25 protein-coding genes are annotated in these 26402 nt (G+C 71.1%); 13 read left to right on the top strand and 12 right to left on the bottom strand.

The window, feature by feature from the left end; all coding sequences use genetic code 11:
- The first annotated feature begins 70 nt into the window (after positions 1 to 70).
- Positions 71 to 1426 (top strand): erythromycin esterase family protein, encoded by a 1356-nt coding sequence (locus PHZ_RS17865; RefSeq protein WP_012523772.1) that lies wholly within the window; start codon positions 71 to 73, stop codon positions 1424 to 1426.
- A 7-nt stretch (positions 1427 to 1433) separates the two neighbouring features.
- Here the strand turns inward: PHZ_RS17865 and PHZ_RS17860 are convergent, their stop codons facing one another.
- The 4 genes from PHZ_RS17860 to PHZ_RS23490 form a co-directional block, all read right to left on the bottom strand.
- Positions 1434 to 1865 (bottom strand): Dps family protein, encoded by a 432-nt coding sequence (locus PHZ_RS17860; RefSeq protein WP_236611851.1) that lies wholly within the window; start codon positions 1863 to 1865, stop codon positions 1434 to 1436.
- A gap of 20 nt (positions 1866 to 1885) precedes the next feature.
- Positions 1886 to 2125 (bottom strand): DUF2061 domain-containing protein, encoded by a 240-nt coding sequence (locus PHZ_RS17855; RefSeq protein WP_012523770.1) that lies wholly within the window; start codon positions 2123 to 2125, stop codon positions 1886 to 1888.
- A 77-nt stretch (positions 2126 to 2202) separates the two neighbouring features.
- Complete coding sequence (locus PHZ_RS23495; RefSeq protein ID WP_012523769.1) at positions 2203 to 2781, bottom strand: SAM-dependent methyltransferase; 579 nt, start codon at positions 2779 to 2781, stop codon at positions 2203 to 2205.
- A complete protein-coding gene (locus PHZ_RS23490; protein WP_012523768.1) occupies positions 2778 to 4109 on the bottom strand; it encodes an APC family permease in 1332 nt (443 codons plus the stop codon). The genes PHZ_RS23495 and PHZ_RS23490 overlap by 4 nt, the downstream gene beginning before the upstream one ends.
- A gap of 170 nt (positions 4110 to 4279) precedes the next feature.
- Here PHZ_RS23490 and PHZ_RS17840 point away from each other — a divergent pair, with 170 nt between their 5' ends.
- Together PHZ_RS17840 and PHZ_RS17835 are read left to right on the top strand one after the other, a co-directional pair.
- Positions 4280 to 4870 (top strand): alpha-ketoglutarate-dependent dioxygenase AlkB, encoded by a 591-nt coding sequence (locus PHZ_RS17840; protein WP_049758325.1) that lies wholly within the window; start codon positions 4280 to 4282, stop codon positions 4868 to 4870.
- A 113-nt stretch (positions 4871 to 4983) separates the two neighbouring features.
- Positions 4984 to 5595, top strand: a complete 612-nt coding sequence (locus PHZ_RS17835) for a YceI family protein (protein WP_012523766.1) — start codon at positions 4984 to 4986, stop codon at positions 5593 to 5595.
- Between the two features lie 54 nt (positions 5596 to 5649).
- Here PHZ_RS17835 and PHZ_RS17830 read toward each other — a convergent pair whose 3' ends face one another.
- Both PHZ_RS17830 and PHZ_RS17825 read right to left on the bottom strand, forming a co-directional pair.
- Positions 5650 to 6855, bottom strand: a complete 1206-nt coding sequence (locus PHZ_RS17830; protein WP_012523765.1) for an acetyl-CoA C-acyltransferase — start codon at positions 6853 to 6855, stop codon at positions 5650 to 5652.
- Between the two features lie 82 nt (positions 6856 to 6937).
- Positions 6938 to 9013 (bottom strand): 3-hydroxyacyl-CoA dehydrogenase NAD-binding domain-containing protein, encoded by a 2076-nt coding sequence (locus PHZ_RS17825; RefSeq protein ID WP_012523764.1) that lies wholly within the window; start codon positions 9011 to 9013, stop codon positions 6938 to 6940.
- Positions 9014 to 9147: 134 nt separating this feature from the next.
- On the opposite strand from PHZ_RS17825, the gene PHZ_RS17820 reads away from it, so the two are divergent.
- From PHZ_RS17820 to PHZ_RS21905, 5 genes are all read left to right on the top strand, one after another.
- Positions 9148 to 9936, top strand: a complete 789-nt coding sequence (locus tag PHZ_RS17820) for an SDR family oxidoreductase (RefSeq protein WP_012523763.1) — start codon at positions 9148 to 9150, stop codon at positions 9934 to 9936.
- Between the two features lie 63 nt (positions 9937 to 9999).
- Positions 10000 to 13014: an intermembrane phospholipid transport protein YdbH family protein gene (locus tag PHZ_RS17815; protein WP_012523762.1), complete on the top strand. Its 3015-nt coding sequence runs from the start codon at positions 10000 to 10002 to the stop codon at positions 13012 to 13014.
- Between the two features lie 36 nt (positions 13015 to 13050).
- Positions 13051 to 13263: a YnbE family lipoprotein gene (locus PHZ_RS17810; protein WP_049758324.1), complete on the top strand. Its 213-nt coding sequence runs from the start codon at positions 13051 to 13053 to the stop codon at positions 13261 to 13263.
- Between the two features lie 11 nt (positions 13264 to 13274).
- On the top strand, positions 13275 to 13637 hold the full coding sequence (locus tag PHZ_RS17805; RefSeq protein WP_012523761.1) for a YdbL family protein: 363 nt from the start codon (positions 13275 to 13277) through the stop codon (positions 13635 to 13637).
- A 97-nt stretch (positions 13638 to 13734) separates the two neighbouring features.
- Complete coding sequence (locus PHZ_RS21905) at positions 13735 to 14613, top strand: DMT family transporter (protein WP_049758323.1); 879 nt, start codon at positions 13735 to 13737, stop codon at positions 14611 to 14613.
- Here PHZ_RS21905 and aceB read toward each other — a convergent pair.
- The 3 genes from aceB to PHZ_RS17785 form a co-directional block, all read right to left on the bottom strand.
- Positions 14582 to 16183 (bottom strand): malate synthase A, encoded by a 1602-nt coding sequence (aceB, locus tag PHZ_RS17795; RefSeq protein WP_012523759.1) that lies wholly within the window; start codon positions 16181 to 16183, stop codon positions 14582 to 14584. The genes PHZ_RS21905 and aceB overlap by 32 nt on opposite strands.
- Positions 16184 to 16285: 102 nt before the next feature.
- Positions 16286 to 16495, bottom strand: a complete 210-nt coding sequence (locus tag PHZ_RS17790) for a DUF4170 domain-containing protein (RefSeq protein ID WP_148216907.1) — start codon at positions 16493 to 16495, stop codon at positions 16286 to 16288.
- Between the two features lie 49 nt (positions 16496 to 16544).
- Positions 16545 to 18137 (bottom strand): isocitrate lyase, encoded by a 1593-nt coding sequence (locus tag PHZ_RS17785; RefSeq protein WP_041373680.1) that lies wholly within the window; start codon positions 18135 to 18137, stop codon positions 16545 to 16547.
- A gap of 158 nt (positions 18138 to 18295) precedes the next feature.
- On the opposite strand from PHZ_RS17785, the gene PHZ_RS17780 reads away from it, so the two are divergent.
- A complete protein-coding gene (locus PHZ_RS17780) occupies positions 18296 to 19735 on the top strand; it encodes a helix-turn-helix domain-containing protein (RefSeq protein WP_012523756.1) in 1440 nt (479 codons plus the stop codon).
- Between the two features lie 71 nt (positions 19736 to 19806).
- Entirely contained in the window at positions 19807 to 21039 is a 1233-nt protein-coding gene (locus PHZ_RS17775) for a TetR/AcrR family transcriptional regulator (protein ID WP_012523755.1), read from the top strand.
- An 8-nt stretch (positions 21040 to 21047) separates the two neighbouring features.
- Here the strand turns inward: PHZ_RS17775 and PHZ_RS17770 are convergent, their stop codons facing one another.
- Entirely contained in the window at positions 21048 to 22013 is a 966-nt protein-coding gene (locus PHZ_RS17770; RefSeq protein WP_086004043.1) for an NAD(P)H-quinone oxidoreductase, read from the bottom strand.
- 94 nt (positions 22014 to 22107) lie between these two features.
- On the opposite strand from PHZ_RS17770, the gene PHZ_RS17765 reads away from it, so the two are divergent.
- Complete coding sequence (locus PHZ_RS17765) at positions 22108 to 22314, top strand: DUF1192 domain-containing protein (protein ID WP_012523753.1); 207 nt, start codon at positions 22108 to 22110, stop codon at positions 22312 to 22314.
- An 81-nt stretch (positions 22315 to 22395) separates the two neighbouring features.
- Positions 22396 to 22905: a protease adaptor protein RcdA gene (gene rcdA, locus PHZ_RS17760; RefSeq protein ID WP_012523752.1), complete on the top strand. Its 510-nt coding sequence runs from the start codon at positions 22396 to 22398 to the stop codon at positions 22903 to 22905.
- Positions 22906 to 23150: 245 nt separating this feature from the next.
- Here rcdA and rpmE read toward each other — a convergent pair whose 3' ends face one another.
- Positions 23151 to 23375, bottom strand: a complete 225-nt coding sequence (rpmE, locus tag PHZ_RS17755) for a 50S ribosomal protein L31 (RefSeq protein ID WP_012523751.1) — start codon at positions 23373 to 23375, stop codon at positions 23151 to 23153.
- A 117-nt stretch (positions 23376 to 23492) separates the two neighbouring features.
- Between rpmE and PHZ_RS17750 the strand changes: the two genes are divergently transcribed.
- Positions 23493 to 25340 (top strand): ABC transporter transmembrane domain-containing protein, encoded by a 1848-nt coding sequence (locus PHZ_RS17750; protein WP_012523750.1) that lies wholly within the window; start codon positions 23493 to 23495, stop codon positions 25338 to 25340.
- On the opposite strand, the gene PHZ_RS17745 is transcribed toward PHZ_RS17750, so the two are convergent.
- Positions 25337 to 26395, bottom strand: a complete 1059-nt coding sequence (locus PHZ_RS17745; RefSeq protein ID WP_012523749.1) for a glycerophosphodiester phosphodiesterase — start codon at positions 26393 to 26395, stop codon at positions 25337 to 25339. The genes PHZ_RS17750 and PHZ_RS17745 overlap by 4 nt on opposite strands.
- Positions 26396 to 26402 lie beyond the last annotated feature (7 nt).

Below are 26402 nucleotides of genomic sequence, written 5' to 3'. Positions count from 1 at the left end.
GGCTCCTGTCTCGCCCTGCGGAACCGCCGGCGCGGCCCGCGGTTGCGACAGCTCAAGGACGGAGGCCGGCATGCCTGACATTGATCGCCGCGTCGAGGAGGCGAGAGACGTGCGCGGAGGCGCCTCAGCCCTGATCGCAGCCAGGGCAGAACCCCTGCCGGAGATCGACGATCCGGCCTTCGGGCGCCTGTTCGACCGCTTCGGCGACGCCCGCATCGTGCTGCTGGGCGAGGCTAGCCACGGCACATCCGAGTTCTACCGCGCCCGGGCGTCCATAACCCGCTGGCTGATCGAACAGCGCGGCTTCAACGTGGTGGCGCTGGAGGCCGACTGGCCGGACGCGCGGGTGCTGGACGCGCGGGTCCGCCACCGTAAGCGCCCGGCGGGGGCGAAGGACGCCTTCACCCGCTTCCCGACCTGGATGTGGCGCAACCGCGAGTTCGACCGATTCCTGGAATGGCTCGCCGACCACAACCGCTTCCGCAGCCCCCGGCGGCAGGCGGGGATCTACGGCCTCGACCTCTACAACCTGTCGGGCTCGATGCGGGCGGTGATCGACTACCTGGACCGCGAGGACCCCGAGGCGGCGCGGGTCGCCCGCGACCGCTACGGCTGCCTCACCCCCTGGGCCGACGAGCCGGCGGCCTACGGACGGATGACGGTGTCGGGACGCTACGCCGGCTGCGAGGGGCCAGTGACCGCCATGCTGTCCGAGATGCTGGCCCGCCGCCTCGACGGCGCGGCCGAGGACGAGGAGGCCCTGCTGGACGCCACCCAGAGCGCGCGTCTGGTGCGCGACGCCGAGCGCTACTACCGGGTCATGTACTACGGCGGCGCCGAGAGCTGGAATCTGCGCGACACCCACATGTTCGAGACGCTGGAGGCGCTGCTGGCCGCCAAGGGGCCCGACGCCCGGGCGGTGGTCTGGGCCCACAACTCCCACATCGGCGACGCCCGGGCGACCGACATGGGCGCGGTGCGCGACGAGCTGAACATCGGCCAACTCTGCCGGGAGCGGTGGGGCGACGAGGCGCGGCTGATCGGTTTCGGGACCCACGCGGGGACGGTCGCCTGCGCGAGCGACTGGGACGAGCCGATGGAGGTCAAGGCGGTGCGCCCGTCGCTGGAGGGCAGCCTCGAGCGGCTGGCGCACGAGGCCGGCGTGAAGCGGTTCCTCCTCGACCTGCGGCCCGGCGTCCACGACGACGTCCGCGCGGCCCTGGCCGAGCCGCGGCTGGAGCGGTTCATCGGGGTGATCTACCGGCCCGAGACCGAGCGCTTGAGCCACTATGTCGAGGCGCGGCCGGCCCAGCAGTTCGACGCCTACGTCTGGTTCGACGAAACCGCCGCGGTCGCCCCGCTGCCGGCCCGGATCCGCGAGGACCACGAGGCGGGCGACGAGGAGACCTGGCCGTTCGGGCTCTAGCCCGTCCTCAGCCCAGCGAGGCGCGCAGCATCCAGGCGTGCTTCTCGTGCGCCTCGATGCGGTCGTCGATGACCGCGGCGGTCACGTCGTCGGCGCCCTCGCGGGCGGCGCGGGCGGTCTTGATCAGCGCCTCGTGGTCGGCCAGCAGCTCGCGCAGCATGCCGTCGGCGTCCTTCTCCGGGTCGCCATCCCGGATGGACGAGAGGTTGCCGAAGGTTCGGTAGCCCTGCGGCGCGAGCTCGCCCAGCGCCCGGATGCGCTCGGCGACCGTGTCGATCGCCTGCCACATCTCGGTGTACTGCTCCATGAACATGCCGTGCAGGGCGTGGAAGTTCGGCCCCCGCACGTTCCAGTGGTAGCCGTGGGTCTTCAGATAGACGGCGTAGGTGTCGGCGAGCAGCTTGGACAGGCCCGCGGCGGCGTTTTCCTTGTCGGCCATGGTGGTCTCCCTTCGCATGTTCAGGCCCGCGCCGAACCCGCCAGGCGGGGGGTCGTTCCCTCCCTGGCTTCCTGGGTCCGGGCCGGCGCGAATTTCATCCACGCCCGCTCGTGTACGGCGAAGGCGATGGTCTGGAATATGGGCTCGATCAGACCGACCGCGAGCGCCGCGCGCCAGTTCTGGGTCAGCGCATAGGCGACGGCGATCGCCACGATCATGTGGGTCACGGACCAGCTGGCGGTCTTCATGGCGAAGCGCATGACAGGCGTCCTTATTGCGAACGGTTCTTAATATAGCCCTCGCCGATCAAAACGCAATTATCGAAAGAAAGTTTCTTTCACCGGCCTCTTTCCGGCACCGTCCAGCGGTAGATGACGCCGCCGCCGGGGGTCTGCACCGTCTGCTCCGGCGCCCAGTCGCCCATCGGGAAGGCGTGGCTGACGATCCGCGTGCCGGGCTTCAGCTCGAGCAGCCGGGGCGCCAGCTTCTCGTTCAGGCTGGGCAGCAGGTAGAGCGTGATGACCGTGGCGTCGCTGAAGTCGGCCTCGAACAGGTCCTCGTTGCGGAACTTGACCAGCTTGGTGACTCCGGCCGCTTCGGCGTTGGCGTTCGCTTCGGCGATGCGCCGGGGGTCGATGTCGATGCCGACGGCGCGGACCCCGAACTGCCTGGCCGCGGCGATGGGGATGCGGCCGTCGCCGGAGCCCAGGTCGTAGAGCACGTCGCCGGGCCTCACCTCGCCCAGCTTCAGCATGGCGTCGACGGTCTCGTGGGGCGTCGGCACGTAGATCACGTCCGGTCCCCGGGTCGGGGCGGCGGCGGACCTGTCCTGGGCGTTGGCGTCCTGGACGGCGGGGGGCGCCTGGCAGGCGATCAGCGCGAGCGCGGCGGCGAAGGCGTACGCATGGGCTTTCACGAGGTCGTCTCCTCTGTCTTCCGGGTGCGAAGGGGGATGAGCAGGAGGCCGCCGGCGGCCAGCACGGCCAGGCCCAGCAGGGCGCCGCGGCCGGTGTAGGCGAGGCTGGAGTAGAGCAGGTAGGCGTTGGTGACGATGAAGACGCCGGGCAGCAGCGGATAGAGCGGGGTGCGGAACGGCCGATCGGCGTGGGGCTCGATCATCCGCAGCCGGATCAGCGCGACGCCGACCAGCAGGAAGAAGCCCCAGAACACCGGTGCGGTGTACTCGACGGCGAGCTGGAAGCCGTCGCGGGCGAAGGCGCCCAGCCCCACCAGCGCCAGGGCCGCCGCGCCCTGCAGCAGCAGGCCGTTGCGCGGCGTGGCGGCGCGCTCGTCCCAGCGTCCCAGCGCCGCGAGCCGCGGATGGTCGCGCCCCAGCGCCCAGGCGGTGCGCGCGCCGGTGAACACGGTGGCGTTGGCCGAGGTGAGGGCTGCGACCGCCACGAACAGGCTGACCAGCGTCGCGCCGGGGGCGCCGAAGGCCAGCCACATGAGGTCGGCGGCCACGGCGTCCGATCCGGCCACGCCCGCCAGGCCCAGGGCCCGCAGGTAGGCGGCGTTGGCGAGCAGATAGAGGGCGGTGATCAGCAGCAGGCTGGCCACCAGCACCGGGGCCATGCGCCGGCGGGCGTCCTTCAGCTCGGCCGAGACGTAGGCCGCCTCGTTCCAGCCGCCGAAGGTCAGCAGCACGAACACCATCATCAGCCCGAAGGCGGTCGTCTCGGAGGGCGGCGGCGCCGGGGCGGCGGCCGGCGCGATCAGCAGGCCTGCCACGATCACCGCGCAGAGGCCGACGATCTCCGCGAGCGTGAGCCAGGCCTGGGTTCCGGCGCCGGCGCGCACGCCGATCCACTGAACGGCGGTGATCGCGACCACGGCGCCGGCGGCGTAGAGGGCGCTGGAGAACGGCCCCAGGTGCAGGAGCTGGCTCGCATAGTCGCCGAACACGAACGCCAGCAGCGCCACCGACCCCGTCTGGATCACCGCCAGCCGCGCCCAGGCGTAGAGGAAGGCCAGTTTCCGGCCGAAGGCCCGGCCCAGGTAGTGGTAGTCCCCGCCGGCGTGCGGGTAGGCCGACGCCAGCTCGGCGTAGCAGAGGGCGCCCACCAGCGAGATCACCCCGCCCGCCGCCCAGGCCAGCAGCACGCCGGCCGAGCTGTCGGCGGCGCCGGCGACCAGGGACGGGGTTCGGAAGATGCCCGCGCCGACCACGATGCCGACGGTGATCGCCATGGCGTCGCGGACGCCGAGGGTCTCCCGCAGGCCGCCGCTCCCGACCGTCCCCATCCGCATCCGCCCCTTCCGGCCGCGTCGGCTCCGAGGGGGCGAGTTTGGGTGCGGGGAGGCGGGCGGGGTCAACCTCGAATGGCGGGCGCAGGCCCGCCAGCGGTTCACGGCCGCGTGAGCCGGGGCCGCATCTTCCGCCGGCCGCCGGTCGTCCCCACCTGATCGGAACCATGCCCGCCGCCCAGCCCAGCCTGTTCGAGGCCCCGCCCCCCGCGCTTCCCGCGAGGGCGCCCGAGGGGCTCGCCTACCGCCCGGATTTCCTGACGGCGGCCGAGGAGGCGGACCTGCTGGACCGGCTCTCAAGGCTGCCGTTCGAGCCCTTCCAGTTCCGCGGATACGAGGGGCGGCGGCGGGTGGTCTCGTTCGGCTGGCGCTACGACTTCAACGGCCCCGGACTGGTGGAGGCCGAGCCCATGCCCGGCTGGCTGCGGCCCGTCCGCGACCGGGCGGCCGACTTTGCCGGCCTGCCGCCGGAGGCCTTCGGCCACGTGCTGATCAACGAGTACCGCGAAGGCGCCCCGATCGGCTGGCACAAGGACCGTCCGGTGTTCGAGAAGGTGGCCGGGATCTCCCTGGGCGCGCCCTGCGTGATGCGCTTCCGCCGCCGCGCAGGGGAGCGGTTCGAGCGCCTGAACGTCCCCCTGGCGCCGCGCTCGATCTACCTCCTGGACGGGCCGGCGCGCACGGAATGGGAGCACAGCCTGCCCGAGGCCAAGGCCCTCCGCTACTCGATCACCTTCCGCAACCTGCGCGCGCGATAATTTCGGTTCCGGAATCAGTCCTGTCCCGGCCGGGCGCATTATCATCCCGCCGCGGCAGCCCATATCTCGGGACTTCCGTTTTCATAGTCTGAGGAGTCTCGATCTTGAACCGCATGCACCTGTCGCTCGCCGCCGGCGCCGCCGCCCTGCTCGTTTCCGTGGGGGTGGTCCAGGCCCAGGACGGCCTGACCCGCGAGCCGGCCCAGGTCCGCGCCGGGACCTACACCCTCGATCCCGAGCATTCGAAGATCACCTGGTCGGTGAACCACATGGGCTTTTCGACCTACGCCGGCCAGTTCGCGGGCGCGACCGGGACGCTGACCATCGACCCGAAGGCGCCCGAACGCTCGCAGCTGCAGGCGACGGTGAAGATCGACGACGTCGGCTCACTGAACGCCGCCCTCGACAAGCACCTGAAGTCCGCCGACTTCTTCGACGCCGCCAACCACCCGACGGCCACGTTCCGCGCGACCCGCATCGTCCTCACCGACAAGGACGAAGCCGACATCCACGGCCAGCTCACCCTGCGCGGCGTGACCAAGCCCATCGTCATCGAGGCCGAGTTCAACCAGGCCGGGCCGAACCCGATGAACAAGGTCTACACCGTCGGCTTCGACGGCGAGGCCAAGATCAAGCGGTCGGACTTCGGCATGACCTACGCCCTGCCGGCGGTCGGCGACGAGGTCACCCTGAAGATCGAGGCCGAGTTCATCGCCGCCTCCTGACGCGAAAAGGGCCGCCCCGAAGGGCGGCCCTGACGCTCCTGTCCGGGGCGTGGATCAGAAGATCTCGAAGAGACCCGCCGCGCCCATCCCGCCGCCGACGCACATGGTGACGACGCCGTACTTCGCGCCGCGGCGCTTGCCCTCGTAGAGCAGGTGAGCGGTGCAGCGGGCGCCGGTCATGCCGTAGGGGTGGCCGATCGAGATCGAGCCGCCCGAGACGTTCAGCTTCTCGTTCGGGATGCCCAGCTTGTCCCGGCAGTAGAGCACCTGGCTGGCGAAGGCCTCGTTCAGCTCCCACAGGTCGATGTCGTCGATGGTCAGCCCGTTGCGCTCCAAGAGCTTCGGGATCGCGAACACCGGGCCGATGCCCATCTCCTCGGGGCCGCAGCCGGCCACGGCCATGCCGCGGTAGGCGCCGAGCGGCTCGAGGCCGCGCTTCTCGGCCTCCTTGCGCTCCATCAGCAGGACGGCGGCCGCGCCGTCCGAGAGCTGGCTGGCGTTGCCGGCGGTGATGAACTTGCCCTGCGGCACGTAGCGGCCGCCCCGGAACACCGGCTGCAGCTTCTGCAGGTCCTCCAGGGTGGTCTGGGGGCGGTTGCCCTCGTCGCGGTCGAGGGTGATCTCCTTGTCGGCCGTCTCGCCGGTCTCCTTGTTCACAAGCACCTTCATGACGGTGGTGACGGGGACGATCTCGCTGGCGAAGCGGCCCTCGGCCTGGGCCTGGGCGGTGCGCTGCTGCGACTGCAGGGCGTATTCGTCCTGCGCCTCGCGGCTGACGCCGTAGCGATCGGCGACGATCTCGGCCGTCTCGATCATCGAGCAGGCCAGCTCGGGCACGTTCTCGGAGAGCCACGGGTCCGAGGCCATGAAGCGGTTCATCTTGTCGTTCTGCACCAGGCTGATCGACTCGATGCCGGCGCCGATGGCGATCGGAGCGCCGTCGACGGTGATGTACTTGGCCGCCGTAGCGATCGCCATCAGGCCTGAGCTGCACTGCCGGTCGATGGTCATGCCCGAGACGGTGTTCGGCAGGCCGGCGCGCAGGGCCGCCTGGCGGGCGATGTTCTGGCCCGTCGTGCCCTGCTGCATGGCGCAGCCCATGGCCACGTCGTCCACCTCGCCGGGATCGATGCCCGCCTGGGCGACCACGGCCCTGATGGGTTCGGCGCCGAGCGTCGCGCCGTAGGTGTTGTTGAACGCGCCGCGGTAGGCCTTGCCGATGGGGGTCCGCTTGGCGGCGACGATGACGGCTTCACGCATGGGGAGGATCCTGACGTTACGTTAGGCGGTAGGTGAAAAAACGGCGGGGCGACCGCTGGGCCGCCCCGCCGCGCTATGCTGATCAGGCCTTGAGGTCCGAGAACTTCTTGCCTTCGGCGACCAGCTTCTCGAGCAGGGCCGCGGGCTTGAAGTCGTCGCCCATGGCGCCCTGGAACTCCTTCATCTTGGCCAGCACCTTGTCCGGGCCGACGAAGTCGCCGTAGTGCATCGGCCCGCCGCGGTAGACCGGCCAGCCGTAGCCGTTGACCCAGACCACGTCGATGTCCGACGGGCGGATGGCCTTGCCCTCTTCGAGGATCTTCGCGCCCTCGTTGATCATCGGATAGATGCAGCGCTCCAGGATCTCCTCGTCGGAGATGGTGCGGGCGTTGATGCCCTTCTTGGCGCGGAAGTCCTGGATGATCTTCTCGGTGACGGGGGAGGGCTTGGCGGTGCGGTTCTCGTCGTAGTCGTAGAAGCCCGCGCCGGTCTTCTGGCCTCGGCGGTCCATTTCGCAGAGCACGTCGCGCAGGGTCTCGCCCTTCGAGTTCTCCTTCACCCAGCCGATGTCGAGGCCGGCCAGGTCGCTCATGGCGAACGGGCCCATGGGGAAGCCGAAGTCGTACAGGACCCGGTCGATGTCCCAGGGCATGGCCCCTTCCAGGACGAGCTTGTTGGCCTCGCGCTGGCGCTGGCTGAGCATGCGGTTGCCGATGAAGCCCGGGCAGACGCCAGCCAGCACCGCCACCTTGCCGATCTGCTTGGCCAGCTTCATGGACGTGGCGATCACGTCCTTGGCGGTGTGGTCGGCGCGGATCACCTCCAGCAGCTTCATCACGTTGGCCGGCGAGAAGAAGTGCAGGCCGATGACGTCCTGCGGCCGCTTGGTGGCCGAGGCGATCTCGTCGATGTTCAGGTAGCTGGTGTTGGTGGCCAGGATCGCGCCGGGCTTGGCGATGCCGTCCAGCTTGGCGAACACGTCCTTCTTGATGTCCATCCGCTCGAACACGGCCTCGATGATGAGGTCGCAGTCGGCGAAGTCGTCCATGCTCAGCGAACCGGTCAGCAGGCTCATGCGCTGTTCGGTCTGCTCGGGGACCGCCCCGCGCGAGCGCTCGTAGTTCTTGCGGATGGTGGCCAGGCCGCGGTCCAGCGCGTCCTGCTTCAGCTCGACGATCGTCACCGGGATGCCGACGTTGAGGAAGTTCATGGCGATGCCGCCGCCCATGGTGCCGGCGCCCAGGACGCCGACCTTCTTGACCGGGCGGGTGGGGGTGTCGTCCGGCACGTCCGGGATCTTCTGGGCCGTACGCTCGGCGAAGAAGTAATAGCGCTGGGCGGCCGACTGCGGGCCGGTCATCAGCTCCATGAACAGCTTGCGCTCGACGGCCAGGCCTTCCTCGAACGAGTTCGAGTTCACCGCCGCCTCGATGCAGCGGATGTTGTACTCGGGGGCCAGGAAGCCGCGGAACTTGCGGGCGTTCTTCTTGCGGAATTCGGCGAAGATCTCGGGCTTGCCCTTGGCCTCTTCGAGCTTGGCGTTGTTCTCGCGCACCTTCACCAGGGGCTTGTTCTCGGCCACCAGCTTGCGGGCGAAGGCGACCGCGCCGTCCTTCAGCTTGCCCTCCTCGACCAGCTCGTCGACCAGGCCCATGGCCAGCGCCTCCTTGGCCGGGGCGTGCCGGCCCGAGGTGACCATCTCCAGCGCCTTCTCGACCCCGGCGATGCGGGGCAGGCGCTGGGTGCCGCCGGCGCCCGGCAGGAGGCCGAGGTTCACTTCCGGCAGGCCGAGGCGCGCCGAGGGGACCGCCACGCGGTAGTGGGCGCAAAGCGCCACTTCCAGGCCGCCGCCCAGAGCGGTGCCGTGGATCGCCGCCACCACCGGCTTGGGCGAGTTCTCCATCATCGCCTGGACGTCCGGCAGGCTCGCGCCCTTCATGGCCCCGCCGAACTCGGTGATGTCGGCCCCGGCGATGAACGTGCGGCCCTCGCAGATCAGCACGATCGCCTTGGCGTCGCTGTCGATGGCCTGCTTGAAGCCCTCGTAGAGGCCGTCCCGGACGTTGGCCGACAGGGCGTTCACCGGCGGCGAGTTCAGGGTCACGATCGCCACGTCGCCGTCGCGCGTCAGGGTGGTCACCGAATTGATCTCGGTCATCGAAGAGCGTCCCTCAAATATCGCTGGCAGACCGCCTGTTCGAAACTTGCCGCGGCCCGGAATTCAAACGCGTGTTATAGGCCTCGCCAGGGGCGGCCAAGTCAATCGTGCCGCTGAGGAAACGGGAGGTGGAGATGGCGTCGGGTCTGTTCTCGCTGGAGGGGCGCGTGGCCCTGGTGACCGGCGGCTCGCGGGGCATCGGCAAGATGATCGCCCGCGGCTTCGTCGAACAGGGCGCCAAGGTCTACGTCAGCTCGCGCAAGGCCGACGCCTGCGACGCCACGGCGGAGGAGCTGGGCCCCAACTGCATCTCGCTGCCGCAGGACATCTCGACGGTGGAGGGGGTGAAGGCGCTGGCCGCGGCGCTCGCCGAGCGCGAGCCGAAGCTCGACATCCTGGTGAACAACGCCGGCGCGGCCTGGGCGGCGGACTTCGACGAGTTCCCCGAGCACGGCTGGGACAAGGTGATGAACCTGAACCTGAAGTCGCCCTTCTTCCTGACCCAGCAGCTCCACGGCGCCCTGAAGGCGGCGGCCAGCGACGAGCGGCCGGCCAAGGTGATCAACATCGCCTCGATCGACGGCATGGCGCTCAATCCGCTGGAGACCTATTCGTACCACGCCTCCAAGTCGGCCCTGATCTACCTGACCCGGCGCATGGCCGCCCGGCTGGTGAAGGACCGCATCGTGGTCACCGCCATCGCCCCGGGCCCCTTCGCCTCCGAGATGAACCGCGCCGCGCGCGACCATGGCGACGAGATCGCCCGCCGGGTCCCGCTGGGCCGCATCGGCCGCGACGACGACATGGCCGCCACGGCGATCTTCCTGGCCTCGCGCGCCGGCGACTACGTGGTGGGCGCCACCATCCCGGTGGACGGCGGCGTGGCGCTCGCGACCCTGCCGCGAGAGGCGATCGCGGGATAGGGCGCCACGGTTTGGCTCGTTTATGCGCTATCAGGTGTTCCTGAGCCTGAGACGAGCCTGCCCTTGACCGACGCCGCCGCCGCCAAGCCCCGACGCCTGCGCCTCTTCCTGGCGCTGTTCGGCGTGGCCCTGGTGGTGTTCGCCGCCCTGCTCTACCTGAACCGGCGGATGCTGGCGCGGGAGGCCCTGACCGGCTGGCTGCGCTCGAAGGGCGTGGCTTCCGAGGCCGAGGTCTACGCCTTCGGGCCGTCCACCTTCACCGCCCGCCTGCGGATCGGCGACCCCGGCCGGCCCGACTTCACCGCCGCCCGGGCAGAGGTGCGGTATCGGGTCAGGGGCTTCGGTTTCGAGGTGGTTTCGGTGACCCTTCGCGAGCCGGTGCTGCGCGCCAGTCTGCGCGGCGGGCGTCTCAGCGTCGGCTCGCTCGACCCCATCGTCGAGGAGTTCCGCAGCCGCCCGCCCAGGCCCGATGCGGCCCGGCCGCGCATCCTGGTGGATGGGGGCGTCCTGTGGCTGGCGACCGACTACGGTCCCCTGCGCCTGCGCGCCGACGCCAGGGTCGAGGACAACAAGCTGATGTGGCTGCAGGCCGGCGCCGAACCGGCGACGCTGGCCGGCCGCGGCGTCACCCTGCGCACCGGCCGCGCGGCCCTGGCCGTCACGACCCGGGGCGCGCGGACGTCCGTGCGGTTGGACGCGCCGCTGTCCGTAGCGGGGCCAGAGGGCCTGGCGCTCGATGGCGGCCTGCTGCGGATCACCGCCGACGGCCCCTATCCCGACCTGCAGAACCGCCGTGGCGATGGCGGCGTGACGCTGAACGCGAGCCTCGCCGCCGATGCGCTGGCGGCGGGAGACCGACGGCTGGAGGACGTGGAGGCGCAGGCCGCCTTCGTGGGCCAGGCGACCGGCTGGATCCCCGACCTGACCCTCGCCGGCCGCGCCGTCGCCGACGTGCGCGCAGCCTCGGGGGAGATCGGCGGCACGCAGGGCCGGCGGATCCTCGCGGCGGCGGTGAGCGATGACCTCCGCTGGACGCGCCGGGGCGGCGATCGCCTGGCCGCCACCCTGCGCCTGACCGGCTCGCTGGGCCAGGTCCAGGCCGCCGACCTGACCCTGGAGCGCCTGGCCGCGAGCTTCTCAGGGCCCCTCTCGGCCGACAAGGCGGGCGCCCGACTGACGCTCTCGGGCGACGTCGTCGGCCGCGGCCGCTACGCCGGCCTCGGCGCGCCCGCCGCAGAGGATTCGCCCGAGACGGCGGCGATCAAGCGAGCGGCGGCCGGCTTCCGGATCGCCGCACCGGGGGTAGGCCTCTCGCTCGCCCCCACCCCCGGCCCCGGCGCCGGCGTCTCGCTGCGGCTGCCGCGGCCGGTGCGCCTGCTGCCGGACCGGGGCGGGGAGGTCGTGCTGTCGTCCACCGGCGCCGACGACTGGCGGCTGGTCTCGGCCGGCGGCGGCCTGCCCGAGGCGGACGTGGCGGTGACCGACCTGAGGCTCGCGAACGGCGGTGCCAGCGCCGGCGTCTCGGCCAAGGCGCGGCTGTCGTTCGGGCCCATCCAGCACGGCGCCCTCGACGCCGCCGGCCGGCTCCGGATCGGCGGCGGGGTGGTCGGCTTCACCGCCAGCCGCTGCGCCGCGCTGTCCGCCGAGCGGCTGGAGCTGGGCGAGAACGACGTGGAGCGGCTGGCCGGCCGCCTCTGCCCCGGAGGCGGGCCGCTGTTCCGCATGGCCGACGGTGGCTGGCGCCTCTCGGGGCGGGCCGAGGACGTGCGGGCGAACGCCCCCTTCCTCCAGGCCCGTGTGGAGCAGGCCGCCGGGCCCGTCGCCTTCGGCCAGGCAGCGGGGCGGCTGCAGGCCCGAGCCGCCATCGAGGGCGCCCGCGTCGAGGACGCCGCGCCCGAGACCCGTTTCAACCCGCTCGTCATGACCGGCCGGGCCGAACTCGCCCGGGACGTCTGGACCGCCGACCTCGCCTTCCGCACCCTCGCCGGCCAGCCGGTGGCGACCGCCGTCCTGCGCCACGACGCCGTGCGCGGGCAGGGCGGGGTGGACATCGACACCGGCGCGCTCGTCTTCGCCGAGGGCGGACTGCAGCCCGAGCAGCTCTCCCCCCTCACCGCCGCCCTGGGCTCGCCTGCGACGGGCCAGGCGCGGTTCACGGGCCGCTTTTCCTGGACGGCCGAGGGGGCGACCAGCGGCGGCGAGCTCGCCATCCCGCGGCTGGATTTCGAAAGCCCCGCGGGCGCCGTCACCGGCCTTTCGGGGACCATCGCCCTCGCCAGCCTCGCCCCGCTCGACGCCGTGCCGGGCCAGACGCTCACGGTCGAGCGGCTGGACGCCATCGCTCCCCTCACCAACGTGACGGCGACCTTCGGCCTGAAGGACGAGGTGGTGAGGATCTCGGGCGGCGAGGCCGAGGTCGGCGGGGGCAAGGTGCGGATCGAGGCCCTGGAAGTCCCGTTCGACCGCACCGCCCCAACCCGCGGGACGTTGCTGTTCGAGGGCGTGCAGCTGCACGACGTCGTCGAGGCCTCGCCTTTCGGAGACAAGGTGGAGCTGGACGCGCGGGTCAGCGGCCGCGTCCCGTTCGAGGCCAACGGCAACCAGGTCCGGATCACGGGCGGCGACCTTCGGGCCATCCAGCCGGGGCGGCTGTCGATCGACCGTTCCACCTTCACCGGCGGCCTCGGCTCGGCTGTCACGGAGTCCGCGGGCGTCGCAGCGCCCGGTGCGGGAGCGCCCGCGGACGAGTCTTCCACCTCGGACATGATCACCGAGTTCGCCTACGAGGCCATGGAGAACCTGTCGTTCGACCGGCTCGAGGCCGGGCTCAATTCCCAGGCGGACGGCAGGCTGGGGGTGCTGTTCCACATCCGCGGCCGGCACGATCCGCCCAAGCGGCAGCAGCTGCGCCTGGGGATCTTCGAATTGGTCCAGCGGGACTTCATGAACAAGGCCCTGCCCCTGCCATCGGGCACGGAAGTGAACCTCACGCTCGACACGACGCTGAACCTGGACGATCTCTTGGCCGATTACGCGGAGTACCTGCGGCTGCGCAGTTCAGGCCCGGTTCAGCCGTGACCGTCCAACGAGAACGCTAGACACGGAGACCGATGCATGACCCTCCGCAGACGATCCCTGGCCTCCCCAGCGGCCGTCCCACTGGCTGCCCTGGGAGGGGTGGTCCTCCTGGGCCTGGGCGCCTGCACCCCGACCGTCCGGGTCGAGGTGGCCCCGATCAACATCTACGCCAAGCTGGACGCCGACGTCCGCTTGCGGCTGGACGAGGACGTCAAAGCCCTCATCCGGCAGAACCCCGAGCTGTTCTAGGAGACCTGGCGATGCAGGGACGCGACTTCTTCAACGTGGGCGCCGCCGTGCTGCTGGCGCTCTCGGCGGCCACCCCGGTGGCGGCCCAGGCGGCCAACGCCAAGGCCGTGGTCGACGCCGCCAAGGCGAGCGGGATCGTGGGCGAGCAGGCCGACGGCTTCCTCGGCTACGTGAAGCCGACCACCGATCCGGCGCTCCGGGCCGCGGTGGAAGAGATCAACGCCGGCCGGGCCGAGCTCTACCGCCAGGCGGCGGCCAAGAACGGCGTCTCGCCGGCCGCCGCGGGCGCCTCGGCGTTCACGACGGTGGTGCAGAGCCGGCTGAAGCCCGGCGAGTACTTCAAGCCCGCCGGCGGCGACTGGACGCGCAAGTGAGCGGACGGAGCCCGGCCCGTCCCGGCGGCGTCGCCGAGGGCCGGAATCCGATCTAGTCTCGAAGAGCGCTCGGGGGGGCGATCGCATGACCGGAGGGATGAGCCGAAGGGCGCAGGGCGTCCTGATGATGGCCCTCGCCATGTTCATCATCCCGGCGGTCGACGGGCTGGCGAAGCACCTGTCGTCGACCTACTCGCCGCTGATGATCGGCTGGGTCAGCTTCGCCGCCTCGGCCTGCCTGGTCACGCCCGTCGCCGTGCGGCTGCACGGGCTCTCCCTGCTGCCGCAGACCCAGCGGCGCCTGCACCTGCTGCGGCTGGTGTTCCTGCTGGCGGCGGCGACGCTCTACTACATGGCCATCGCCCGCATCCCGCTGGCGACGGCGGTCAGCGCCTACTTCATCGGCCCCGTCGTCGCGGCCCTGCTGGCGGTGGTGGTGCTCAAGGAGCGGATGACGCCGGCCAAGCTCGCGAGCCTGGCGCTCGGCGTCGGCGGGGCGGCGATCATCCTGCAGCCCGGCGGCGGCGCCATCGAGCCCGGCCTGCTGCTCGCCTTCGGCTCAGGCGTCGCCTACGCCTGTTTCCAGGTCGTCACGCGCAAGATCGCCGAGGGCAGCTCGCCCTTTCAGACGCTGGCGTTCCAGTACCTCGTGGGCCTCTTCCTGCTCGCGCCGCAGGCGGCGCTGAACTGGACCACGCCCAGGGTTTCGGACCTGTGGCTGTTCGCGGCCATGGGGACCTTCGGGGTCCTGGCCCACGTGCTGTCGGTGCTGGCCTTCCGCCGGGCCGAGGCCTCGACGCTGGCGCCGCTCAGCTACCTGGAGCTGCTGGGCTCGGCCGCGATCGGCTACCTGGCGTTCGGCGACGTGCCGGGCGGCCCCGTGCTGATCGGCGCCGCCCTGATCGTCTCGGCCGGGGCGCTGCTGCTGCCCCGGCGAGCGGTCGTCAATCCAGCACCCGGTACGCCGGCAGCGTGAGGAATTCCTCGAGGGTCTCGGCGAGGCACATCTCGACGAAGATTTTCTGGGCCTCGGCGAAGCGGCCAGTCTCGAACGACCCGCCCGGCAGGGTCTGGCGCAGGCCCGCCATCTCCTCGTCCAGCACCTGGCGGAACAGCTCGGGGGTCACCTCGCGGCCGTCGGCCAGCTTGGCTTTGTGGTGGATCCACTGCCAGATCTGGGTGCGGCTGATCTCGGCCGTCGCCGCGTCCTCCATGAGGTTGTAGAGCGGCACCGCGCCGCGGCCGCGCAGCCAGGCCTCGATGTACTGCACGCCCACGCGGATGTTCTCGCGCAGGCCTGCCTCGGTCCGCTCGCCGTCGTGGACCTGCAGCATGTCCTCGCGGGTGACGGTGATGTCCTCGCGCAGCTTGCCGAGCTGGTTCGGGGTCGGCATCAGCCGGTCGAACACCTCCATGGCGACGGGCACCAGGTCGGGGTGGGCCACCCAGGTGCCGTCGTGGCCGTTGGTCGCCTCGCGCTCCTTGTCGGCGCGGACCTTGGCGAAGGCGGCCTCGTTGGCGGCCGGATCGCCCTTCACGGGGATCTGGGCGGCCATCCCGCCCATGGCGAAGGCGCCCCGGCGGTGGCAGGTCTGGATCAGCTTGTACGAGTAGGCCTGCAGGAAGGCCTTGCCCATGGTCATCACCGCCCGGTCGGGCGTCAGCGCGTCGGGATGGGCCTTCAGGCGCTTGATGAACGAGAAGATGTAGTCCCAGCGGCCACAGTTGAGGCCCGCCATGTGGTCGCGCAGCTCGTAGATGATCTCGTCCATCTCGAAGGCGGCGGGCAGGGTCTCGATCAGCACGGTGGCCTTGATCGTGCCCTGCGGCACGCCCAGCGCGTCCTGGGCGTAGACGAACACCTCGTTCCACAGCCGCGCCTCGAGGTGGCTCTCCATCTTGGGCAGGTAGAAGTAGGGACCCGAGCCCGCGGCCAGCGAGGTCTTGGCGCAGTGGAAGAAGTAGAGGCCGAAATCGAATAGCCCGCCGCTCATCTCCTCGCCGTCGACGAGGGCGTGGGCCTCCGGCAGGTGCCAGCCGCGCGGGCGGACGATCAGGGTCGCGACCTTGTCCTTCAGCGCATAGCTCTTGCCGGTGTTGGGATCGGTGAAGCCGATCCTGCCCCCCCAGCGGTCCATCAGGTTGATCTGGCCGTCGACCATGTTGCGCCAGGTGGGGGCGCTGGCGTCCTCGAAGTCGGCCATGAACACCCGCGCGCCCGAGTTCAGGGCGTTGATGATCATCTTGCGGTCGACGGGGCCGGTGATCTCGACCCGGCGGTCCTGCAGGTCGGCGGGGATTGGGGCGACCTTCCAGTCGCCGTCGCGGATCGCCTTGGTCTCGGCCAGGAAGTCGGGCTTGGCGCCGGCGTCGAAGCGGGTCTGGCGCTCCTCGCGCAGGGCCAGCAGCTCGAGGCGGCGGTCGTTGAAGCGGGCGTGCAGCTGGCCGAGGAAGGCCAGGGCCTCGGGCGTCAGCACCTCGGAATCGCGGCCCTCGAACGGTTGGGTCAGCTTCACGGCAGGCCGCGTGGCGAGGTCGACGGACATGGGACGCTCCGGGGTCGAAAGCAGGGCCGAGGGCACGTGCGAAAAACCGGCCCCCGCGCGGGCCCTCGGAGAGGCGCGGGGGCCGTCAGATCTTAGACGACGTCAGGCCGGCAGGACGAGATGCTCGGTGGCGATCGCGTAGCGGGCCGTGGCGCAGGCGCGGGTCTCGTCCGACTTGCGCCGCCAGGCCGCGCGGGCCTCCTCGCGGGTGTCGTAGGGACCAAGCACCTCGGGCGCGCCGCTCTTCAGAGACTTGAAGGCCAGGCAGCTGTATTCGCCGCCGACCACCCAGAACCTTTCCTTCGTCATCATGGTCACTCCGGCGGCCCGGCCTTGCGGCCGGGCGCGCTCCTTCAAGCGGTTAGGCGAACTGGTTCATCGTGTTGTGGACGCCGCCGGCCTTCAGGGCCGCTTCGCCCGCGAAGTACTCCTTGTGGTCGTCGCCGATGTCCGAGCCCGACATGTTCTGGTGCTTCACGCAGGGCAGGCCCTTGCGGATCTCCTGCCGCTGGACGCCCAGGACGTAGCCCAGCATGCCCTGGTCGCCGAAGTACTCCTTGGCCAGGTTGTCGGTGCTGAGCGCGGCCGTGTGGTAGGTCGGCAGCGTGATCAGGTGGTGGAAGATGCCGGCGCGCTTGGCCGAGTCCGCCTGGAAGCTGCGGATCTTCTGGTCCGCTTCGATCCCCAGCGGGGTCTCGTCGTACTCGGCGCTCATCAGCTTGGACTTGTCGTAGGCCGACACGTCCTTGCCTTCCTTGGTCCACTCCTCGAAGACCTGCTCGCGGAACTTCAGGGTCCAGTTGAAGGACGGGCTGTTGTTGTAGGCGAGCTTGGCGTTCGGGACGACCTCGCGAATGCGGTCGACCATGCTGGCGATCTGCTCGACGTGCGGCTTCTCGGTCTCGATCCACAGCAGGTCGGCGCCGTTCTTGAGCGAGGTGACGCAGTCCAGCACGACCCGGTCGACGCCGGTGCCTTCGCGGAACTGGAACAGGTTGGAGGGCAGGCGCTTCGGACGCAGCAGCTTGCCGTTCCGGGTGATCACCACGTCGCCGTTGCCGACTTGGGCCGGATCGATCTCCTCGCAGTCGAGGAAGCTATTGTACTGGTCGCCCAGGTCGCCCGGCTCCTTCGAGAAGGCGATCTGCTTGGTCAGGCCGGCGCCCAGGCTGTCGGTGCGCGCGACGATGACGCCGTTGTCGACGCCCAGCTCCAGGAAGGCGTAGCGGACGGCCCGCAGCTTCTGGATGAAGTCCTCGTGGGGGACGGTGACCTTGCCGTCCTGGTGGCCGCACTGCTTCTCGTCCGAGACCTGGTTCTCGATCTGGATGGCGCAGGCGCCGGCTTCGATCATCTTCTTGGCCAGCAGGTAGGTCGCCTCGGCGTTGCCGAAGCCGGCGTCGATGTCGGCGATGATCGGAACGACGTGCGTCTCGAAGTTGTCGATCTTGTCCTGGATCTGCTGTTCCTTGGCTGCGTCGCCGGCCTTGCGGGCGGCGTCGAGGTCGCGGAACAGGCCGCCCAGCTCGCGGGCGTCGGCCTGCTTCAGGAAGGTGTAGATCTCTTCGATCAGCGCCGGGACCGAGGTCTTCTCGTGCATCGACTGGTCGGGCAGCGGGCCGAACTCCGAGCGCAGCGCGGCGATCATCCAGCCCGACAGGTAGATGTAGCGGCGCTTGGTCGTGCCGAAGTGGCGCTTGATGCCGATCATCTTCTGCTGGGCGACGAAGCCGTGCCAGCAGCCGAGGCTCTGGGTGTACTGCGAGGGGTCGGCGTCATAGGCCGCCATGTCCTTGCGCATGATGTCGGCGGTGTACTTGGCGATCTCCAGGCCGGTCTTGAACCGGTTCTGCAGGCGCATCCGCGCCACGGCCTCGGGATCGATCCCGTCCCACGCGCCGTTCTTCGCCTGAACGAGCTGGCTCATCTCGATGATGTGGTCCTGATACGCCATCTGCCTCTTCCACAATTCCGGTCATGGCTTTTTGACAAGCCGTCCGGGGCCACTAACGCTTGAAATCCCTTGGGGTCGAGGACGTTGGCGCGGGCAAAAGGCGCAGTTGTCACAGACGAACCTTGTAAATCATGTAAATCTGTGACAATCGCACAGGCATGGCCCTGGCCCCGACAGACCGCAAGCTCTTCCTCGGCGCGCGCCTGAAGCGGCTGCGGCGCGACCTGGGCCTGACCCAGACCCGGATGGCCGAGGATCTGGGCGTCTCGCCCAGCTATCTGAACCTGCTGGAGCGCAACCAGCGGCCGGTGACGGCCCAGGTGCTGCTGCGGCTGGCCGAAGCCTACGACCTCGATCTGAAGACCCTCTCGTCGGATCCCGAGTCGGCCAGCGCCACGGACCTCGCCGAAGTGTTCTCGGACCAGATGTTCCGCGACCTGGGCGTGGCCCGGCACGAGGTCGCCGAGGTGGCCGACAGCGCGCCCGGCGTCTCGGAGGCGATCGTGCGGCTGTACCGCGCCTACCTCGATCAGCGCCGGCTCAGCGAGCTCGGCCAGGTGGGCCGCCCCGAGGAGGGCGCGTTCGAGAACTCGGTCGTCACGCCCTCGGACTGGGTGCGCGACTACATCCAGGCCCAGAAGAACTATTTCGGCGAGCTGGAGGAGGCCGCCGATCGGCTGGTCGCCGACCTGAAGCCCGAGCCGCAGGACTTCGCCGCCGCCGCCCGCGAGCGGCTGCTGCGCAAGCACAACGTGCAGGTCCGCGTCGTGCCCGTGGACGTGCTGCCCGAGAGCGTCCGGCGCTTCGACTACCACCGCAAGCGCCTGTTCCTGTCCGAGGTGCTGACCGGCGCCGGCCGCTCGTTCTCGCTCGCCTACCAGCTGGCGGTGCTCGAGAACGGCGAGCTGCTCAACGGACTGGCCGACCGGGCGGGGCCGCCCGACCGGCCCACGCGCTCGCTCCTGAAGGTCAGCCTCGCCAACTACCTCGCCGCGGCCCAGCTGATGCCCTACGGCGCCTTCCACGAGGCCGCCGAGCGGACCGGCTACGACATCGAGCTGATCCGCGCCCGCTTCGGCGTCTCGTACGAGCAGGCCTGCCACCGCCTGACGACCCTGGCGCGCCCCGGCGCGCGGGGCGTGCCCTTCTTCATGGTCCGGGTGGACTCGGCCGGGAACATTTCCAAGCGCTTCGCCGGCGGCAACTTCCCGTTCTCGCGCTTCGGCGGCGCCTGCCCGCGCTGGAACGTGCACTCCAGCTTCCGCACGCCGGGACGGATCGTCACCCAGATCATCGAGACCCCGGACGGCCAGCGCTACTTCACGCTGTCGCGGACCGTTTCGCGGATCGCGACCCCCTACGCCGGCGACGACGCCGAGCTCGCCATCGGCATGGGCTGCGAGCTGAAGTACGCCGAGCGGCTGGTCTATTCCCGCGGCCTGGACCTGAAGGAGCCGGTCGCCACGGGCATCGGCCCGGCCTGCCGGATCTGCGAGCGGCCGGCCTGTCCGCAGCGCGCCGCCGAGCCGATCAGCCGCACGCTGACGGTGGACGACTTCACCAAATCCATCTCGCCCTATCCGTTCGCCTCCACCTGACGGGGCGTCACCCTTTGCGCGCGGGCCCGTTCCGGGGCAGAAATGGCGTTGCAACGGAGTAACAAGGCTTCATGGCCCCACGCGGCGCGGCGGCGCGATCAACGGACCGGTTCGAACGCAAGCGCGAGGCCATCCTGGATGCGGCGACCCGCATCCTGAACCGCAAGGGCGTCAAGGGCCTGACGCTGTCCGACGCCGCCGCGGCCGTGGACCTCTCGACGACCAGCGTCACCTACTACTTCAAGCGCAAGGACGACCTGGCCGCCGCCTGCATCATCCGCGGGGTCGAGGCGCTGCACGACATGGCCGAGCAGGCCCTGGCGCCCGCCACGCCGTCCGACCGCCTGCACCGCCTCCTGACGCTCTATTTCGAGCGCATGCGCCAGACCGTCGCCGAGGACGCCGCGCCCCTGCCGGTCATCTCCGACATGCGGGCGCTGAGCTCGCCCCGCCGCGAGGAGGCCTCCACGGCCTACGGCAAGCTGTTCCGCAAGGTCCGGCAGATCTTCGACACCCCCGATCTCGCCTGGATGTCGCGCGGCCGGCGCACGGCGCGCACCCGCATGCTGCTCGAGCAGCTGTTCTGGGCCCAGACCTGGCTGCCGAAGTACGATCCCGAGGACTACTCCCGCGTCCGCGACCGGATGCACGACATCCTGGTCCACGGGGTCGCCGCGCCCGGCGACACCTGGACCCCCCAGCCGATCCCCATGGAGGAGCTGGCCGCGCGCGAGGGACCCGAACTGGCCCGCGAGACCTTCCTGCTGGCGGCCACCCGGCTGATCAACAAGCGCGGCTACCGGGGCGCCTCGGTCGACAAGATCTCGGCCGAGCTGAATGTCACCAAGGGCAGCTTCTACCATCACAACGAGGCCAAGGACGACCTGGTGGTCGCCTGCTTCGAGCGGACGTTCGAGGTCATGCGCCGGGCCCAGCGGCTGGCCATGGAGCTGCCCGGCAACCAGTGGGAGCGGCTGTGCGCCTGCGCCGCCGCCCTCGCCGAGTTCCAGCTCTCGGAGCACGGCCCGCTGCTGCGGACTTCGGCGTTGACAGCGCTGCCCGAGCAGATGCGCCGCCAGATGGTCGAGCACGCCAACCGGGTCTCGGACCGCTTCGCCTCGATGATCTCGGACGGCATCGCCGAGGGCTCGATCCGGCCGGTGGACCCGGTCATCGCCGCCCAGATGCTCAACGCCACCCTGAACGCCTGCGCCGACCTCGGGGCGCTCGTGCCGGACGTCCGGCCGAAGGCCGCGCCGGCGGTGTTCGCCAAGCCCATGATGATGGGCGTCTTCCTGCACTGACGGGGGGATCACCCCGCGGTCAGGATCACCTTGCCCACGTGCCCGCCGCTCTCCAGGTGGGCGTGCGCCGCCGCCGCCTCGGCCAGCGGGAAGGTGCGGTCCACCTGCGGCTTCACCTTGCCGGCCGCGATCCAGGGCCAGACGATGCGCTCGACCTCTGCGGCGAGGCGGGCCTTCTCGTCGGCGTCGCGCGGCCGCAGGGTCGATCCCGTGATCACCGCCCGCTTCTGCATGATCCGGAAGATGGGCACGGTGATCTCGGCCCCCGCGAGGCTGGCGATGTAGACGATGCGCCCGCCGGTCTTCAGCGCCTCGAGGTTCTTCGCGAAATAGTCGCCGCCCACCATGTCGAGCACCACGTCGACGCCGCCCGCCGCCTTGGCGACCGCCCCGAAGTCCTCGGCGGCGGCGTCGATCGCGATGTCGGCGCCGAGGCGGCGGGCCGTCTCGGCCTTCGCCGCCCCGCGGGCGGTGGCGATCACCCGGGCGCCCGCCGCCTTCGCCATCTGGATGGCGGTGGTGCCGATGCCCGAGGTCGCCCCGTGCAGCAGCAGGGTCTCGCCGCTCTTCAGGGCGCCATGCTCGAAGACGTTGGCGAAGACGGTGAAGACCGTCTCGGGCAGGCCGGCGGCCTCCTCGAACGACAGGCCCTCGGGGATCGGCAGGGCGTGGCGGGCGTCGCAGACCGCGTACTCGGCGTAGCCGCCGCCGCCCAGGAGGGCGCAGACCCGGTCGCCCGCCTTCCAGCGCCCGGCGCCCGCCACGACCTCGCCGGCGGCCTCCAGGCCGAGCGTATCGGGCGCGCCGGGCGGCGGGGGATAGAAGCCGTTGCGCTGGACGATGTCGGGACGGTTCACGCCCGCGGCCCGCACGCGGATCAGGATTTCGCCGGCGTTCGGCTGCGGAACCGGCGCGCGCACCGGCTTCAGCGCCGCGGCCGGGCCCTTGCCGCCCTCGATCGCGATGGCGGTCATCTCGTTAAGGCTCATGCGACGCTCCCGAACTTGCGCTTCCGCGGCTTGCGAGGTTGGATAGCGCCCATTGCGGGGGGCCGAAAGGGAGGCAGGCATGGATGAGCCGGCGGACGTCCGGATCGGCCGCGGTCAGCGCCTCGCGGAGGCGGTGCGCGAGGACCTCGAACTCTACGCGGTGGCCGAGCTGGAAGAGCGCATCCGGGTGCTCGAAAGCGAGATCGCCCGGGTGAGGGCCCAGCTCGACCGCAAGCAGGCGGGCCGCGCGGCGGCCGACGCCCTGTTTTCTCCCCGGTCGGGCTGACGCGCTGGCACGGCCGTTGCAACGTCCCGCAGGACACGGATCAAATCGGCCTCGCGCCGGAGAGAAGCTGAAGAACGACAGATGCCCGAAACCACCGCCTTCAGCCCCGCCTGGCGCGCCGACGTGATCCAGGACTTCGCCCGCTCGGAGCTGTTCGAGCGGACTTTCCAGGAGGGGATGGAGCTGGTCGAGGAGACCGCCGCCTATCTCGACGGGGCGGGCCGGCAGGAATCCAAGCTGCTCTCGCGCAACGCCGCCCTGGCCTACGCCTCCGAGAGCATGCGGCTGACCACCCGGCTGATGCAGGTGGCCTCGTGGCTGCTGGTCCAGCGGGCCGTGCGCGAGGGCGACATGCCCCCGGCCGCCGCCTGCGAGGACCGCTACCGCCTCTCGGAGGAGTACGCCCGCGAGCACGAGGAGGCGATCGAGGACCTGCCCAGCCCGCTGCTCCTGCTGCTCGACCGCGCCGAGCGGCTCTACGAGCGGGTCCGCCATCTGGACCGGCGCATGTATGTCGAGGGCGCCACCGCCCAGCCGCACAATCCGGTGCTGTCGCACCTCGACCGGCTGAAGACCGCCTTCGGGGCCTGAACCCGCGGGGAGCGATTTCTTCCTCGTCATCGTCCGGCCGACCCAGCCCGGCGCGGCCCCGCCCCCGGCTGCGGACCGGCGTCGGGATGGGTGGCCCGAACAGGTCGGGCCATGACGACGGGAAGGGACGAGAGCCGACGCGGCCCACGAAAAACGCCGCGAAGGGCGGTCCCCTCGCGGCGTTCGAATCTCTGCAGACCCCTCGGATCCCCGCCGTCGCGGGGATGGGTCCCGCTGAAGCGGGCCTACTTCCGGGTGAACGCGCCGAACTTGGCGTTGAAGCGCGACACGCGACCGCCGCGGTCCAGAAGCTGGTGACCGCCGCCCGTCCACGCCGGATGGGTCTTCGGGTCGATGTCCAGGTTCAGGGTGTCGCCCTCTTTGCCGAGGGTCGAGCGGGTCTTGTAGGTGGTGCCGTCCGTCATCACCACGGTGATGAAGTGGTAGTCGGGGTGCGTGTCTTGTTTCATCGCGTCGGCGCCTGACGTAAAGGAGCGGCCAAATTGGAACGGCCGCCGGCGAGGGCGGCCGCGAAAGGAAGCCGGGCGTATAGAGAAACCCCGGCCGGATTGCAAGGTGCGTGACGTATGAGTGAGCCTGGCCCCGAGGTTTCCGCGCCAGGACGGCCCAGCGCGGGCCAGACGCTGGCCCAGAACCTGGCCGAGGCCGCGGACCGCCGGGGCCGCAGCCGCAACGTCGGCGCCCTGCGCCGGCTGCTGCCGTTCATGGCCGCCCACTGGGGCGACGCGAGCTGGGCGGCGGTGTTCCTGCTCACCTCGACCGCCGCGACCCTGGGCATGTCGGGCGCGATCCGGCTGGTGGTGGACCACCTCACCTCGGGCGACCCCACCGGCGCGTCGGTGGACCGCTGGTTCCTGCTGGTGGGCGCCGTCGCCCTGGCGCTCGCGCTGTCCTCGGCCCTTCGGTATTTCTTCGTCACCAAGCTGGGCGAGCGGGTCGTGGCCGACCTGCGCAAGGCGGTCTACGCCCACATCCTCACCCTCGACGCCGCGTTCTTCCTGCAGACCCGCACGGGCGAGGTGCTGTCGCGCCTGACCACCGACATCGCCATCGTCGAGAACCTGCTCGGCACGTCCATCTCGGTCGCCCTGCGCAACCTGCTGACGCTGGTCGGCGCCATCATCCTGCTGCTGATCGTCAGCCCGAAGCTGACGGGCTTGGTGCTGCTGTCCTTCCCCGTGGTGCTCGCGCCGCTGTTCCTGTTCGGCCGCCGCGTGCGCAAGCTCACCGCCACCGCCCAGGACCGGTTCGCCGGCGCGGTGGGCCACGCCGGCGAGAACCTCGACGCCCTGGAGACGGTGCAGGCCTTCGGGCGCGAGGACGCCGCGGCCCGCACGTTCGGCGAGGCCGTGGAGCAGGCCTTCCGTACCTCGGTGAAGCGGATGACCGCCCGCGCCGTCATGACCGCCCTGGTCATCGCCCTGGTGTTCGGCGGCATCGTCGGCGTCTTCCTGCTGGGCGTGCACGCGGGCCTCCGCGGCGAGATCAGCTGGGGCACGCTGTTCCAGTTCGCCTTCCTGTCGGTGATCGCCGCCGGCGCCGTGGGCGCCCTCGGGGAGACCTGGGGCGACGTCCAGAAGGCCGCCGGCGCCATGGAGCGGGTGGGCGAGCTGCTGGACGCCCGGCCCGGCGTCGCTCCGCCCGCGCGCCCACGTCCGCTGCCGACGCCGGCGCGGGGCGAGGTGGAGTGCCGCGACGTGACCTTCGCCTACCCCGGCCGGCCGGACCTGCCGGCGCTCAGGGGCTTTTCGCTGCACGTGCGCCCGGGCGAGCGGGTGGCTCTGGTGGGCCCTTCGGGATCGGGCAAGAGCACGGTCTTCCGGCTGCTGCTGCGCCTCTACGATCCCCAGGCCGGCCAGGTGCTGCTGGACGGGGTGGACCTGCGCGATGTCGATCCCGCCGAGGTGCGGGCGCGGATGGCCCTGGTCGCCCAGGAGGCGCCGCTGTTCTCGGGATCGGCGCGCGAGAACGTCCGCTTCGGCCGGGCCGAGGCCGGCGACGCCGAGATCCTGGCGGCGGTCCGCGCCGCCCACGCCGACGGCTTCCTCGAGGCCCTGCCGCAGGGCCTGGACACGCCGCTGGGCGAGCGGGCGCGCAGCCTGTCGGGCGGCCAGCGGCAGCGGCTGGCCATCGCCCGCGCCCTGATCCGCGAGGCGCCCGTCCTGCTGCTGGACGAGGCGACCAGCGCCCTCGACGCCGAGAACGAACAGGCGGTGCAGCAGGCGCTGGACGAGGCGATGCAGGGCCGCACGACCCTCGTCATCGCCCACCGCCTGGCGACGGTGCTCAAGGCCGACCGCATCGTGGTCCTGGACGAGGGGCGGGTGGTGGAGGCCGGCACGCACGCCGAACTCGTCGCCGCCGGCGGCCTCTACGCGCGCCTGGCCGCCCTGCAGTTCGGCGACGCGGCCTAGCCGCGGGCCTTCACCGCCAGGGCGGGGAAGTCGCTGAACACCCCGTCCACGCCGGCGGCGTAGAGCGCCTTCAGCAGGGCGGCGGCGTCGCCGTGGCCGGCGGGTCCGCCGGGCCCCTGCAGCGCCTTCGGCAGGAAGTGGTTCTCGGCCCGCACGGTCCAGGGATGCACCTGCAGGCCCGCGGCGTGAGCCTCGCGCACCAGCGGGCTGGGCGGGGCCAGCGCGCCGTCGGCCACGGGGATCACCAGCGGCCACTCCGGTCCCAGGCCCTCGGCGAACCCGGCGACTTCCTTGAGGCCCGCGGGGGTGAGCATCTGGGCGTAGGTGGTCCCAGGCCGGTCCGCCGGGCCGCCGTCCAGCGAGACGAGGAACACCCGGCGCGCCTTCGACAGCGTCCCGAAGGTCTTCAGCGGCCCGGCCTCGAAGCACTGGACGAAGACCGGCGCGGTCCGGCTGTCGAGGCCGTTCGCCTTCAGCACCTCGGCGACCCGTCCTTCGAGCGCAAGGCCCAGGCGGCTGAAGTAGCCGGGGTGCTTCATCTCGGGATAGACGCCGACGCCCCTGGCCTTGGCGAGCTCCAGCACCTCCTGGAAGGTCGGGATCGCCTCCTGGCCGTCGAACTTCGCGCTTCCCGGCCGAAGCTGCGGCAGGCGCTCGCGGGCCCGCAGGGTCTTCAGCTCGGCCAGAGTGAAGTCCTCGGTGAACCAGCCCTCCACCGTCTCGCCGTCGATCACCTTCGTCGCCTTGCGGGCGGCGAACTCGGGGCGCTGCGCCACGTCGGTCGTGCCGCCGATCTCGTTCTCGTGCCGGGCGACGAGATGGCCGTCCCGGGTGGGGACGAGGTCAGGCTCGATGAAGTCGCAGCCCTGTTCGATCGCCAGCTTGTAGGCCGTCAGGGTGTGCTCGGGCCGCTCGCCGCTGGCTCCGCGGTGGGCGATGACGAGCGGGCGCCCGGACTTCGCGAGCGCAGGCTTCGCGAGGGCAGGCTTTGCGAACGCGGGAGCGGCGACGGCGACGAGGCCGGAGATGGCGAGGGTGCGGCGGGTCAGGCTCATGGCCCGA

This window comes from Phenylobacterium zucineum HLK1, from assembly GCF_000017265.1.
Lineage (GTDB): Bacteria > Pseudomonadota > Alphaproteobacteria > Caulobacterales > Caulobacteraceae > Phenylobacterium > Phenylobacterium zucineum.
The sequence above is the reverse complement of the archived record's forward strand: the minus strand, read 5'-3'. Positions and strand labels throughout refer to the sequence as shown.

Excerpts from the sequence above, each read along its gene's own strand:
- PHZ_RS17810 (WP_049758324.1), top strand. The coding sequence starts at position 13,051 with ATGACCCTCCGCAGACGATCCCTGGCCTCCCCAGCGGCCGTCCCACTG.
- PHZ_RS17820 (WP_012523763.1), top strand. The coding sequence starts at position 9,148 with ATGGCGTCGGGTCTGTTCTCGCTGGAGGGGCGCGTGGCCCTGGTGACC.
- PHZ_RS17830 (WP_012523765.1), bottom strand. The coding sequence starts at position 6,855 with ATGCGTGAAGCCGTCATCGTCGCCGCCAAGCGGACCCCCATCGGCAAG.
- rpmE (WP_012523751.1), bottom strand. The coding sequence starts at position 23,375 with ATGAAACAAGACACGCACCCCGACTACCACTTCATCACCGTGGTGATG.
- PHZ_RS23490 (WP_012523768.1), bottom strand. The coding sequence starts at position 4,109 with ATGGGGACGGTCGGGAGCGGCGGCCTGCGGGAGACCCTCGGCGTCCGC.
- PHZ_RS17765 (WP_012523753.1), top strand. The coding sequence starts at position 22,108 with ATGGATGAGCCGGCGGACGTCCGGATCGGCCGCGGTCAGCGCCTCGCG.
- PHZ_RS17770 (WP_086004043.1), bottom strand. The coding sequence starts at position 22,013 with ATGACCGCCATCGCGATCGAGGGCGGCAAGGGCCCGGCCGCGGCGCTG.
- PHZ_RS17865 (WP_012523772.1), top strand. The coding sequence starts at position 71 with ATGCCTGACATTGATCGCCGCGTCGAGGAGGCGAGAGACGTGCGCGGA.
- PHZ_RS17855 (WP_012523770.1), bottom strand. The coding sequence starts at position 2,125 with ATGCGCTTCGCCATGAAGACCGCCAGCTGGTCCGTGACCCACATGATC.
- aceB (WP_012523759.1), bottom strand. The coding sequence starts at position 16,183 with ATGTCCGTCGACCTCGCCACGCGGCCTGCCGTGAAGCTGACCCAACCG.
- PHZ_RS17750 (WP_012523750.1), top strand. The coding sequence starts at position 23,493 with ATGAGTGAGCCTGGCCCCGAGGTTTCCGCGCCAGGACGGCCCAGCGCG.
- PHZ_RS17835 (WP_012523766.1), top strand. The coding sequence starts at position 4,984 with ATGCACCTGTCGCTCGCCGCCGGCGCCGCCGCCCTGCTCGTTTCCGTG.
- PHZ_RS17860 (WP_236611851.1), bottom strand. The coding sequence starts at position 1,865 with ATGGCCGACAAGGAAAACGCCGCCGCGGGCCTGTCCAAGCTGCTCGCC.
- PHZ_RS17790 (WP_148216907.1), bottom strand. The coding sequence starts at position 16,495 with ATGATGACGAAGGAAAGGTTCTGGGTGGTCGGCGGCGAATACAGCTGC.
- PHZ_RS17780 (WP_012523756.1), top strand. The coding sequence starts at position 18,296 with ATGGCCCTGGCCCCGACAGACCGCAAGCTCTTCCTCGGCGCGCGCCTG.
- PHZ_RS17825 (WP_012523764.1), bottom strand. The coding sequence starts at position 9,013 with ATGACCGAGATCAATTCGGTGACCACCCTGACGCGCGACGGCGACGTG.
- PHZ_RS17745 (WP_012523749.1), bottom strand. The coding sequence starts at position 26,395 with ATGAGCCTGACCCGCCGCACCCTCGCCATCTCCGGCCTCGTCGCCGTC.
- rcdA (WP_012523752.1), top strand. The coding sequence starts at position 22,396 with ATGCCCGAAACCACCGCCTTCAGCCCCGCCTGGCGCGCCGACGTGATC.
- PHZ_RS17840 (WP_049758325.1), top strand. The coding sequence starts at position 4,280 with ATGCCCGCCGCCCAGCCCAGCCTGTTCGAGGCCCCGCCCCCCGCGCTT.
- PHZ_RS17775 (WP_012523755.1), top strand. The coding sequence starts at position 19,807 with ATGGCCCCACGCGGCGCGGCGGCGCGATCAACGGACCGGTTCGAACGC.
- PHZ_RS17805 (WP_012523761.1), top strand. The coding sequence starts at position 13,275 with ATGCAGGGACGCGACTTCTTCAACGTGGGCGCCGCCGTGCTGCTGGCG.
- PHZ_RS17785 (WP_041373680.1), bottom strand. The coding sequence starts at position 18,137 with ATGGCGTATCAGGACCACATCATCGAGATGAGCCAGCTCGTTCAGGCG.
- PHZ_RS21905 (WP_049758323.1), top strand. The coding sequence starts at position 13,735 with ATGAGCCGAAGGGCGCAGGGCGTCCTGATGATGGCCCTCGCCATGTTC.